Origin of the sequence: Streptomyces thermoviolaceus (assembly GCF_045209695.1) — a bacterium.
Classification (GTDB): domain Bacteria; phylum Actinomycetota; class Actinomycetes; order Streptomycetales; family Streptomycetaceae; genus Streptomyces; species Streptomyces thermoviolaceus.
In genome coordinates this window covers 3,491,136-3,502,568 of record NZ_CP109280.1, presented here as the reverse complement: position 1 = coordinate 3,502,568, position 11,433 = coordinate 3,491,136, and the positions used below count along the sequence as shown (strand labels likewise).

Annotated in this window: 11 protein-coding genes; 4 read left to right on the top strand and 7 right to left on the bottom strand. The window is 74.5% G+C overall.

Annotated elements, in window-relative coordinates; all coding sequences use genetic code 11:
* The first annotated feature begins 9 nt into the window (after positions 1-9).
* Both OG899_RS15395 and OG899_RS15390 read left to right on the top strand, forming a co-directional pair.
* Positions 10-2,955, top strand: a complete 2,946-nt coding sequence (locus OG899_RS15395; protein WP_189427791.1) for a BTAD domain-containing putative transcriptional regulator — start codon at positions 10-12, stop codon at positions 2,953-2,955.
* A gap of 262 nt (positions 2,956-3,217) precedes the next feature.
* Positions 3,218-3,406 carry a hypothetical protein gene (locus OG899_RS15390; RefSeq protein WP_406311061.1) on the top strand — a complete coding sequence of 63 codons (189 nt, stop codon included), beginning with the start codon at positions 3,218-3,220 and terminating at the stop codon, positions 3,404-3,406.
* 231 nt (positions 3,407-3,637) lie between these two features.
* Here OG899_RS15390 and OG899_RS15385 read toward each other — a convergent pair whose 3' ends face one another.
* From OG899_RS15385 to OG899_RS15375, 3 genes are all read right to left on the bottom strand, one after another.
* Positions 3,638-4,207, bottom strand: coding sequence for a hypothetical protein (locus OG899_RS15385; protein WP_229813837.1), 570 nt, complete (start codon positions 4,205-4,207; stop codon positions 3,638-3,640).
* A gap of 255 nt (positions 4,208-4,462) precedes the next feature.
* Positions 4,463-6,922: a PQQ-binding-like beta-propeller repeat protein gene (locus tag OG899_RS15380; protein ID WP_406311060.1), complete on the bottom strand. Its 2,460-nt coding sequence runs from the start codon at positions 6,920-6,922 to the stop codon at positions 4,463-4,465.
* A 295-nt stretch (positions 6,923-7,217) separates the two neighbouring features.
* On the bottom strand, positions 7,218-7,958 hold the full coding sequence (locus OG899_RS15375; protein ID WP_189427792.1) for a VOC family protein: 741 nt from the start codon (positions 7,956-7,958) through the stop codon (positions 7,218-7,220).
* Between the two features lie 135 nt (positions 7,959-8,093).
* Here OG899_RS15375 and OG899_RS15370 point away from each other — a divergent pair, with 135 nt between their 5' ends.
* Both OG899_RS15370 and OG899_RS15365 read left to right on the top strand, forming a co-directional pair.
* Positions 8,094-8,729, top strand: a complete 636-nt coding sequence (locus OG899_RS15370; RefSeq protein ID WP_125499868.1) for a TetR family transcriptional regulator — start codon at positions 8,094-8,096, stop codon at positions 8,727-8,729.
* A gap of 179 nt (positions 8,730-8,908) precedes the next feature.
* Positions 8,909-9,574 (top strand): pyridoxal 5'-phosphate synthase, encoded by a 666-nt coding sequence (locus OG899_RS15365; RefSeq protein ID WP_125499849.1) that lies wholly within the window; start codon positions 8,909-8,911, stop codon positions 9,572-9,574.
* Between the two features lie 59 nt (positions 9,575-9,633).
* On the opposite strand, the gene OG899_RS15360 is transcribed toward OG899_RS15365, so the two are convergent.
* The 4 genes from OG899_RS15360 to OG899_RS15345 all read right to left on the bottom strand — a co-directional run bounded on the left by OG899_RS15360 (position 9,634) and on the right by OG899_RS15345 (position 11,285).
* Positions 9,634-9,759, bottom strand: a complete 126-nt coding sequence (locus OG899_RS15360) for a GNAT family N-acetyltransferase (RefSeq protein WP_268245743.1) — start codon at positions 9,757-9,759, stop codon at positions 9,634-9,636.
* A gap of 8 nt (positions 9,760-9,767) precedes the next feature.
* The gene (locus OG899_RS15355) at positions 9,768-10,184 is read right to left on the bottom strand and encodes a hypothetical protein (RefSeq protein ID WP_189427793.1); all 417 of its coding nucleotides are present in this window, start codon (positions 10,182-10,184) and stop codon (positions 9,768-9,770) included.
* A 71-nt stretch (positions 10,185-10,255) separates the two neighbouring features.
* Positions 10,256-10,537 (bottom strand): hypothetical protein, encoded by a 282-nt coding sequence (locus OG899_RS15350; RefSeq protein WP_189427794.1) that lies wholly within the window; start codon positions 10,535-10,537, stop codon positions 10,256-10,258.
* 148 nt (positions 10,538-10,685) lie between these two features.
* Positions 10,686-11,285 (bottom strand): GNAT family N-acetyltransferase, encoded by a 600-nt coding sequence (locus OG899_RS15345; protein ID WP_125499852.1) that lies wholly within the window; start codon positions 11,283-11,285, stop codon positions 10,686-10,688.
* Between the last annotated feature and the right edge of the window lie 148 nt (positions 11,286-11,433).

The following is an 11,433-nucleotide window of genomic DNA, read 5'->3' as shown; positions in this document are numbered from 1 at the left end:
GGAGCAGCGATGGACGGTGTGCCACGAGTACCCGAGCAGCGGGTGCCCGAACAGCCGGTGCCGCTGCGCTTCGGCCTGCTCGGCCCGGTGCGTGCCTGGCGCGGTGAGGAAGCCCTGTCCACGGGGTCGCCTCAGCAACGCGCCCTGCTGGCCGCGCTGCTGCTGCGCGAGGGCCGTACCGCGACCGCGGCCGAACTGATCGACGCGCTGTGGGGCGAGGAGCCGCCCGCGCAGGCCCTGGCCACGGTGCGCACCTACGCCTCCCGGCTGCGCAAGCTGCTCGACCCGGGGATGCTGGTCAGCGAGTCCGGCGGGTACGCGGTGCGCGGACTGGGCGAGGACGCCCTGGATCTGACGAGGGTGCGCACGCTGGTCGCCACCGCGGAGAAGGCCCGCGCGACCGGTGACCTCGGCAGTGCGCGGGCCGCGCTGCGCCGCGCCCTGGAGGTGTGGGACGGCGAGCCCCTCGCCGGGGTGCCGGGCCCGTACGCCGAGACCCAGCGTGCCCGGCTGCAGGAGTGGCGGCTGCAACTGGTGGAGATGCGGCTGGAGTTGGATCTGGAGCAGGGCTGCCACGCCGAGGTGGTCTCCGAGCTGACGGCGCTGACGGCGGCCCACCCGCTGCGGGAGCATCTGCGGGAGCTGCTGATGCTGGCCCTGTACCGCAGCGGCCGCCAGGCCGAGGCGCTCGCGGTGTACGCCGACACCCGCCGGTTGCTGGCCGACGAGCTGGGGGTCGACCCGGGCCCGGAGCTGCGCGAGCTGCAGCAGCGCATCCTGCGCACCGACCCGGCTCTGGCCCGGCCCGCGACGCCCGCGCCCGCACCGGCTCCCACGGTGGCGCGTCCGGCTCAACTCCCGGCAACCGTGTCGGACTTCACGGGCCGAGCGGCGTTCGTCAGCGAGCTGAGCGAGGTACTCGCCTCGGCGAAGGGCCGGGTGATGGCCGTGTCGGCACTGGCGGGCATCGGCGGCGTGGGCAAGACGACGCTCGCGGTGCACGTCGCCCACCAGGCGCGCCCCGCCTTCCCCGACGGCCAGCTCTACGTCGACCTGCGGGGCGCGGGTCCGTCGCCGACCGATCCGGAGACGGTGCTCGGGTCCTTCCTGCGCGCCCTGGGCACGGCCGACTCGGCCGTCCCGGACTCCCTGGAGGAACGCGCGGCCCTGTACCGCTCCCTCCTCGACGGCCGCCGGGTCCTCGTCCTGCTGGACAACGCGCGCGACGCGGCCCAGGTCAGGCCGCTGCTGCCGGGCGCGGAGGGCTGCGCCGCCCTCATCACCTCCCGCACCCGGATGACCGGCCTGGCGGGCGCCCACCTGGTGGACCTGGACGTGATGAGCCCCAAGGAGGCGCTGGCGTTCTTCACCAAGATCGTCGGCGAGGAGCGGGTGGCGAGCGAACGGGAGGCCGCGCTGGACGTGGTGGCCGCCTGCGGCTTTCTTCCGCTGGCCATCCGCATCGCCGCGTCCCGGCTGGCGGCCCGCCGCACCTGGACGGTGTCGGTGCTGGCGGCCAAGCTCGCCGACGAACGCCGTCGGCTGGACGAACTGAGAGCGGGCGACCTCGCCGTCAAGGCCACCTTCGAACTGGGCTACGGCCAGCTGGAGCCGGCCCAGGCCCGTGCCTTCCGTCTGCTGGGCCTGGCCGACGGCCCGGACATCTCCCTCGCCGCCGCGGCCGCCGTCCTGGACCTGCCGCAGGAGGAGACGGAGGACCTGCTGGAGTCCCTGGTGGACATCTCCCTGCTGGAGTCCGCCGCTCCGGGCCGCTACCGCTTCCACGACCTGGTCCGCCTCTACGCCCGTGACCGCGCCGAGCGCGACGAGCAGGAGCCGGGCGAGAGCGAGGCGGCGCTGGCGCGGCTGCTGGACTTCTACCTGGCCACGACCGCCGGGGTGTACGCGATCGAACGGCCCGGGGACAAGCTGGTGGAGCACCTGACGCCCACCCGCCGTCCGGGTCTGCGGTTCACCTCCCGCACCAGTGCCCGGGACTGGCTGTACACGGAGGCGAACTGCCTGCTGGCCACCGCCCGCCGGCAGGCGGACCGGCCGGCCGGGCTGGGCGCGGCCATCGATCTGCTCTGGGCGGCCCTGGACCTGTCCGAGTCGGGCGCGAACTCCAAGGAGTACGAGGCCACCGCCACGGCGCTGTACGAGGCGGCACGCGAGCTGGGCGTGGCCCGGATCTCGGCCCGCGCCCTGATGACCCTGGCCCACGCCCACGTCGACGGCGGCCGCTTCGACAGGGCGGACGAGGAGGCGGAGCAGGTGATCCGGCTCGCCGGTCAGGCGGAGGATCCGCTGCCGGTGTGCTGGGCGCGCAACGCGCGCGGCATCATCGCGCTCTACCAGGGCCGCACCGCGGACGGGGAGGAGCATCTCAGCGAGGCCATCCGGCTCTTCCGGCAGCTGGGCGACCGCCCGGGCGAGGCGAGCGCGCTGTGCAATCTGTCCCGCATCCGCCTGGCGGCCGGCCGGCTGCGGAGCGCCGTCGACCTCGCCGAGCAGGGCATCGGCATCTACGACGCCATGGGCAACTCCATGCGGGGCGCGAACGGACGCTACGCCCTGGGCCTGGCGCTCACCGAGAGCGGCCGGCTCGACGCGGCCGCGAGCAGTCTGCACGAGGCGCTGCTCGTCTTCCGCGACAGCCGGCAGCGGCTGTGGGAGGGCATGACGCTGTTCCGGCTGGCGGAGGTCGACCTGGCCGCGCAGCGCCCGGCGCAGGCCGCCGCCAACGCCGAGAGGGCCCTGACCGTGCTGCGCGGCATCGGCGGCGAGTGGCGGCGCGGCAATGTGCTCACCGTGCTCGGGCAGGCGCTGTCCCGCATCGGCCAGACCGACCGGGCCCAGGTGTGCTGGCAGGAGGCCCTGCACATCTACGAGACCCTCGGCTCTCCGGAGGCGGCCGCCGTGCGGGAGCTGCTCAACCCGGTGCAGGCGGCCTGATGGGGTGGAGGAACGTATCGGCTGCACACCGTCGGCTGAACGTCGTCGGCGGCGGCGTTCATCGTTCGTTTATCGCCGCGGGCCATGCTGGACTCAGTCGGCCCGTCGCGTCGGGGGGCGTGGGGGTCGGCTCGGCAGGCCGCGCACCGGGGATCGGGGGATCTGGGGGAAGCGCGCCCGGGGAGGTCCGTCCGGTCATGCCAGGGGGAGTGACCGGACGGACAGCCGGCCCTGAGACGGACAACCAAGTGGAGTACGCACCATGAGCGACGAGTCGGACATCACGCCGCAGGACATGCACGCCACCGGCACCACCCGGACCGCCACTGCGGCGGATGCCGCTCGGACCGGCAACGGTGAGGACACCACCGACGACATGCACGCCACCGGCGAGCCGGTCACCACGAAGGACATGCACGCCACCTCGGAGCCCTTCGAGCCGGCGCAGTAGGCATCGGGGACACGGGGGAGACGGCCGCGACGGCCCAGGGGGGAGCCGTCGCGGCCGCCGTGTCGTTTCCGGACGCGGTCCGGTCGCACGGGTGCCGGGCCGGGGCCGCCGGCGCGACACACATGGCTGTCCGTCGTCGGATGCGCCACGCGAGTGCGTTCCGGCACCGGTGGCGTTCCGGCGCCGGTGCCGGAACGCCACCGGTGCCGGGCACGTGGCGGGCGCCGTTCGTCAGGACGTGGCGGGCGCCGTCGGGTTGAGGTCGCAGTGTTTCAGCCGGCGTGCGCCATCGGCCGACAGATCCGGCTCGATGCGGACGGTCACCGAGTCGCCCGCGGGCACCGACGCCTCCTTCACCACGGAGTCGATCAGCATGCCGCCGGCACCGGTGAAGCGGATGGTCACCTCGAAGGTGCCGTAGACGTCGTTGGGGTTGGTGACCTTGACCATCGCGTACCGCTTCTTCGACGTGGCGCAGCTGAGCAGTTCGGTGGTCGCGGACTCGAGCGTCGAGTAGCCGGTGCCGCTGCCGCCGCTGCCCGACGTGTCGTCGTCCGTGTCGTCGTGGCCGTGGTGGTACGAGCCCCGGTAGCCGCCGCCGTAGCCCGAGCCGTACCCGGAGCTGTAGCCCGAGCCGTACCCGGAGTCGTAGTCCGAGCCGTCGTCCTTGGACACGCCGCCGCTGCCCGAGGAGCTGTCGTGGTTCTGGCGGGAACTGCTGCATCCGCTGCCGCCGCCCTCGCCGTCCGAACCGTGTCCCCGGCCGTGTCCGCCGCGTGAGAAGCCGGTCAGAGCCAGCACCACCGCAACCATGACGACCGTGAATCTCGCTGAACGCCCCCGTATCGGCATGGCGGCAGTCTAGCCACGGCACAGCAACCGTGGAGCCGTCACGGCGAGATCCGGCCGAAAGCCTCGGGGCGGACGGCGTGCACCGTGCGGCCGGCACTGCGGGCGGGGCTCGCCGTGCGCGGGCCCCGGACGGACGGGCGGCCGCCGTCCGGGGGCGCGGCGTGCGCCCCGTACGGCGGCCGTCCACCGTGGTGTGCCGGGCGGTCAGGCGGAGCGTGCGGTGCCGGTGCCCTTCTCCGCGTCCAGGGCGTACACGCAGCGGTCCTTGCTGCAGGCGTACACCACTCCGTCCTTCACCACCGGGGAGCCGGTGATCTCGCCGCCGGTGGCGAGTTTCCAGCGCAGGCGGCCGTCGTCCGCCTTGAGGGTGTAGAGCAGGTGGTCGGTGGAGCCGAAGTGGATGCGGCCCTCGGCGACCGCCGGGGAGCCGACGACCTCGCCGCCCGCCTGGAACCGCCACTTGGGGGTGCCGGTGACCGCGTCCAGGGTGTACAGGCCGTTGCCGCTGCCGACATGGACGTGGCCGGCCGCCACCAGGACCGGGTCGACGCCGGAGCGCGCCTCGGTGGCGATGCGCCAGCGGTCGCGGCCGTCGGCGGAGTCCAGGGCGTAGACCGTGCCGAGGTAGTCGGCCAGGTAGACGCCGCCGCCGGTGACGGCGGGCCCCGGGGAGAAGGCGGGCGGGCAGAGGAAGACCGCGGGTGCCTCGAAGTGCCAGCGCAGGCGGCCGGTGGCCACCTCCAGCGCGAGGACGCGGGTGCCGGCGGCGGCGTAGACGGTGCCGTCCGAGGCCGGGGTGAGGCGGACCGGGACGCCGCCGCAGGAGGCCGCGTCGCCGATGGGGTAGGACCAGCGTTCCTCGCCGCTGCGGGCGTCCAGGGCGCGCAGGCGGGCGTTCTGCCAGACGTACACCGTGCCGTCGTGGACGACGGGGCCGGCCTCGGCGGACTCGAAGTCGGTCTGGCAGCCGCCGATCTCCCACAGTTTGCCGCCGCTCGCGGCGTCCCAGGCCTGCACGCCGCCGCCACGGCTGCCGGTGACGACGGTGCCCCGGTCGGTCTTGAGCGAGTACACCCAGGCGTCGGTGCGCACCCGCCAGACGTCGGTGCCCTCGCGGGCGTCCAGGGCGAACAGCGTCGGCCCGTCCGAGGCGTGGATGCGGCCGTCGGCCACCGTCATCGACCAGGCCACGTCACGGGTCTTGAAGCGGCGCCGGCCGGTGGCGACGTCCAGGGCGTGCACCTCGAAGGAGGTGACGTAGACCAGGTCGCCGGCGACGACGGGGGTGCCCCAGACGTCGTTGGACATCCGGAAGCGCCACGGACGCCAGCCGGAGGGGCCCTCCGGGGGCGTGGCGGGCTTCGGCGGGGTGGGCGCGGGCGCCGTCGCGCCGCCCGGTCCGGGGACGGGTTTGGTCCAGGAGGCGGCCAGGCCCTCGGCCGGCAGCAGCACGGCCGCGGCGGCGGCGCGGGCGTCGGCGACCCGCGGGCCGGGCCCGATGGGCACCGTGGTGCCGGCCAGCAGCACCGGGCCGGTGTCGGAGCCGCCGGCCGCGGAGGGTGCGCCGACGGGCACCGGGGCGGGCGCCGGAGGCCTCGCGGGCGCCGGGGGCACGGAGGGTGCCGGGGGCACCGCGGGGGCGGGAGGCACGGCGGGCGCCGGGGGTGCGGCGGGCGCCGGGGGTGCGGCGGGCGCCGGGACCACCGGGTCGTGCGACGGCGGGGGCGGCACGGGCGGACGGCTGCCGGAGCGTGCCTGCGGCACGGTGGTACGGCCGCCGCGGCGGGCCTCGATGAGGCTGACGGCACGCTCGGGCAGCCACGCCGAGGCGGTGCCGCTGTCGTCGCCGCCGGCGAACAGGTGCGGGGCGAGCTGGGCCTGCAGGTCCGCCGGGGTGGGCCGGGCGGCGGGGTCCATCTGCATGCAGGACTCGATCAGCGGACGCAGCTCGTCCGGCAGGCCGTCGAGGTCCGGGCCCTCGCGCAGCAGCATGAACACCGTCTCGACCGGGTTGGCGCCGTGGAAGGGCGGGTGGCCGGTGGCGGCGAAGACGAGGGTGGAGCCGAGCGAGAACACGTCGCTGGCGCCGGTCACGCTGCGGGAGTCCTTGGCCTGCTCGGGCGACATGTAGGAGGGGGTGCCCACGGCGACGTTGGTCATCGTCAGCCGGGTGTTCGACACCCCGGAGGCGATGCCGAAGTCGATCACCCGTGGCCCGTCCTCGACCACCAGCACGTTGGACGGCTTCAGGTCGCGGTGGACCAGGCCGGCGCCGTGGATGGACTGCAGTGCCTCGGCGACGCCCGCGGCGAGCCAGCGCACCGCCTGCACCGGGAGCGGCCCGCACTCGGTCACTATCTCCTCGAGCGAGGGGGCGGGCACATAGGCGGTGGCCAGCCAGGGCACGGCGGCGCGCGGGTCGGCGTCGACGACCGCGGCCGTGTAGAAGCCGGAGACGGCCCGCGCCGCCTCCACCTCGCGTGTGAAGCGCACCCGGAACAGCTGGTCCTCGGCCAGCTCGGAGCGCACCGTCTTGATCGCCACCCGTCGGCCTGACGCCGAGCGGGCGAGATAGACCAGCCCCATGCCGCCGGCGCCGAGCCGTCCCAGTACCTCGAACGGCCCGATCCGCCGCGGATCGTGCTCCGTCAGCTGATCCACCACTTGCCTGCCACCTCCCCGTACGAGCCGCGCCACCTCCATGTGTACGCGACCGAAGTGCAGCGTCTCACCACCGCACCGCCGTGGCGGCACGCACCCCGATTCTTCCTGGCCGCGGCACCGGTTGCGAACCGGCCGACGAATCGGGATGTCCCGCCGCAAACGCCGTGGAACACCGCTCTTGGGGCGCCGACCGTACCCGTTCTGGTCGGAACTGCGGCAGTTTCGGTCACCTTTGCGGCGCGGCCGGTCACCCGGTGCGCGGCCGCACCGGTCACCGTGTCCGCCCGCCGGCCGGTCACCGTTGCAGCAGGGCGAAGGACGCCCCCTGATTGTCGGCGACGACCGCCACGGTTCCGTAGGAGGCCGTGAACGGCGGCACCTGCACCCGGCCGCCCAGCCGGGTGACGGTGTCGAGGGCCGCCCCGGTGTCCGCGATCCGGAAGTGCACCAGGAAGTGCGGCGGCATCGGCGGCGGGAAGACGTCGGTGACGGTGCTGCGGCCGAAGTCGGGGCGGGCGTCCGGGCCGAAGAGGGCTTCGTGGAACAGGCCGCCGTAGAAGGCGTTGGCGGCCTCGGTGCCCCGGGTGTACAGCTGCGCCCAGCCGAAGGTGCCCGGCTCGTGCCGCCGCCCGAAGCCGGGGTGCCGGCCCGCCTGCCACAGCCCGAACACGGCGTGCTCGGGGTCGGCGGCCAGCGCGGCCGTGCCGTAGGGGCCGACCGCCCGCGGCTCGCCCAGGAGCCGGCCGCCGCCGGCCTGGATCCGCCCGGCCAGCGCCGCCAGGTCCGGGGCGGCGAAGTACACGGTCCACACGGTGGGCAGGCGGCCGTCCGTCTTCGCGGACATCGAGGCGACCGGGGCGCCCTCGAGACGGGCGAGCACCGGGCCGCCGTAGGACGTCCCGTCCTCGGCCTCCGTCTCGAAGGACCACCCGAAAAGCTCACCGTAGAACCGCTTGCCCGCCTCGACGTCGGGGAGCTGCGCGTCCACCCAGCAGGGGACGCCCTCCCGGTATGCGGATGCCCTGTTTTCGGCCATGACGCCAACCTAACCCGCACCGCCCGCACCCCGCAGACCAGGCACTGTGGCCTCCCGGCCCCCGTTCACCCCATTTGCAGTCGGCCGAATCGCGACCCCTCGCCCCGTCGGTAAGCTGACGACATGACAGGACAAGTGCGCACCGTTGACGGCCGCGTGGCCGGCCGGCGTGGGCAGGCGACGCGGCAGAAGCTGCTCGACTGCCTCAGTGACATGCTCAGCTCCTCCCCCTACCGGGACGTCAAGGTGATCGACGTGGCCCGGAAGGCGGGGACTTCGCCCGCGACCTTCTACCAGTACTTCCCCGACGTCGAGGGGGCCGTTCTGGAGATCGCCGAGCAAATGGCCTCGGAGAGCTCCGCCTTGGCCGAACTGCTCGAAGGGCGCTCCTGGGCCGGCAAGGCGGGCTGGCAGACCGCCCAGGATCTGGTGGACGGCTTCCTGGACTTCTGGCGGCGCAACGACGCCATTCTGCGCGTGGTCGATCTCGGCGCCGCCGAGGGGGACAAACGTTTCTACAAGCTCCGCATGAAGATCCTGAACGCCGTGAACAGCTCCCTCACGGACGCGGTTGCCGAACTCCAGTCCAAGGGCAGGATCGACAAGGACGTGAACCCCGCCGCGATCGCCGGTGCCCTCGTCGCGATGCTCGCGGCCGTCGCCGCCCACCAGAAGGGCTTCTCCTCCTGGGGCGTGAAGCAGGCCGAACTGAAACCGAACCTCGCGCTGTTGGTGCACCTGGGTGTCACCGGAAGAAAGCCCACGAAGTAACCCGGAGCCACCCCGGAACCGACCGGGCCCATGACTGTCCGGTCCCCCAAGTCCTGTCAGGCAGGCGGCGGTTCACCCGAGTGGACCGCCGCCTGCTGCACTGCGGGGACCTTTGTGCCAGGGCCCGAGCGCCGCGACGCCCGTCCGGCGGGCGCACCGGACGGGGCGATACTCGGCGCATGCACACCGATCTGGACGCCCTGCTGAGATCACTGCGCGTGTGGGACCCGGAGGTCACCCGGCTGCCCCCCTTCGACCCGGACAGCGCGCCCGAGGCACCGCTGCCCCTGTTCGTGCGCTGGTTCGCGGAGGCCGTCGAGGCCGGTGAGCGCGAGCCGCACACGATGTCCCTGGCGACCGCCGACGCCGAGGGCCGCGCGGACGTGCGCATCGTGATGCTGCACGGCGCCGACGAGGAGGGCTGGTCCTTCGCCACGCACGCGGACAGCCGCAAGGGCCGCCAGCTGGCGGGGCGCCCGTATGCGGCGCTGGCCTTCCACTGGCCGCGGCTGGGCCGCCAGGTCCGGGTCCGTGGCCCGGTGACGACCGCCCCGTACGAGCAGGCGCAGGCCGATCTGCACGCCCGGTCCACGGGCGCCCTGGCCGCCGCGCTCACCGGCCGGCAGAGCCGGCTGCTCACCTCGCCGGAGGAACTGGCCCGCGCCTCGGAGGAGGCCTGGGAGCGGGCCGGGCGCGAGCCGGAGGCCGAGGTGCCCACCTGGACCCTGTACCGGCTCGCGCCCGACGAGGTGGAGTTCTTCCAGGGCGAGGCCCGGCGCCGCCACGGCCGCCTGCGCTACCGCCGCACCCCGCAGGGGTGGGTCCGCGAGCTGCTGTGGCCGTGAGGGCCGGCGGTCTTGGCAACGCGGGTCGGGCGACGAGCCAGGGCCTGGGCCTGGGCCGCTCAGGTGAAGTCGTACTGCGCGAAATCGGACACCGGACGGTAGCCGAGGCGCTGGTGGAGGGCGTTGCCGGTGGGGTGGGCCAGGTCGGTGAAGAGCACCACCTCCCGCGCGCCCGAGGCGTGCACGGCCCGGCTCAGCTCGGCCGTGACGGCGCCCGCACAGCCCCGGCCGCGCAGGGGCGCGGGGGTGTGGACTCCCATGATCCGCACCTGTCCGACGACCTGCGGGGACCGGCCGGCATGGCGGCCGGCTCGCCCTGCTCGGTCTCCCGGAGCAGCACGTCACCCCGCCGTATCCGGTTCTGCGCCCAGGCGTGCCCGCCCCGTCCGGTGGGTTCGCCGACGGCGGCGCAGCACTCCTCGTCCCAGCGGGCCAGCAGCTCGTGGTCCTGGTCGGTCACGCCTCTGGCCCGGCCCGGCGGCAGCGGGCGGGGAGGGTGCAGCTCGCCCAGCCGGTACAGCCGCTGCCATCGGCGCAGGGTGATCCCGGCGCCGGTGGTCCGCTGCCAGGCCGCGGCGAAGATCTCGGCGGTGTGGCGGTCGGCGCTCACCCCGGTCAGGGGTGACCGGGCGTCGTCCGGGTCCGTCGTCAGGGGTGGCCGGGCGTCGTCCGGGTCCGTCGTCAGGGTGGCCGGGCGCCGTCCGGGGCCGTCGTCAGGGGTGGCCGGGCGTCGTCCGGGGCCGTTCCGCGCGTGCCGTCGTGGCATGCGGCCAGCAGCCGTGCCAGGGCGTCCGCCTCCTGCTCGGTGAGGGCGGTCAGGACGCCCGGGTACGGGGGTGTGCGGATGTAGGCGGCCCGCACCGCGCGGGTGCTGTCCCGGCCGGCCGGGCCTTCCAGCACGCCGAACTCCGGTCGCGCGTCGCCGTAGGCGCCGGCCCCGTGCGAACGCAGATTCTCCGTCACGGTCAGCGGGACGGTGTGCGCGGCGGGTCAGGAGCGCAGGAACGCTCCGGCGCGGGCGAGGGAGGCGTCCACGTCACCGGTGAGGTACCAGTCGTAACGGGTCAATGCCCCAGGGTGCGACGGGCGGCGGTTGCCGGGCCAGGGAGTTTCACCGGGGCGGTTCGGGGTCGGTGGCCAGCCGGGCGTGCAGATGGCAGTCGCGGAAGGCGTCCCGGCGTCCCTCCGCCCACATCGCGCCGCGCAGTGTGCCCTCGTACGGGAAACCGCACCGTTCGGCGATGCGGCAGGACGCGGTGTGGCCGACGGCATGGCCCAGCTCCAGGCGGTGCAGGCCGTGGTCGGTGAAGGCCCAGCGGGTCACGAGCCGCAGGGCGCGGGTGGCGACCTTCCGGCCGCGGACCTCGGGCAGGACCCAGTAGCCGACCCGGCCCCTGCGCAGGTGGCGGCTGATGTCGTCGATGGTGATGTGGCCCAGGATCGCCCCGGTCGCCTCGTCGGTGACGCAGAAGGGCATCGCCGTGCCGTCGACGGCACCGGATGCGGCAAAGACCAGCGAGGAGCGTGCGTCGTCCCGGGTCTCCACCGGCAGCAGCGGGGTGTTCCAGCGCCGGAACTCGGGGTCGGTGCGTCCGCGCAGCCAGGCCTCGACGTCGTCCTCGCGGTCCGGGTCCCACCGGCGCAACCGCAGCCCGTCTCCGCGCAGTTCGGGAGCGGCGGCAGCCGAGGACCTGCGGCTTATGTCGTCCATCGCATCATTCTTGCCGGGGCGCCGGACGTGTCAACGGCGGTTCGTGTCACCGGCCGGCTCCGTGTCACCGGCCGTGCGTATCGCCGGCGGGACGGCCGGCCGGTGACACGGTCCGGTTCGCGGACCTGGGTCCGGGTGGCGGCGCGCT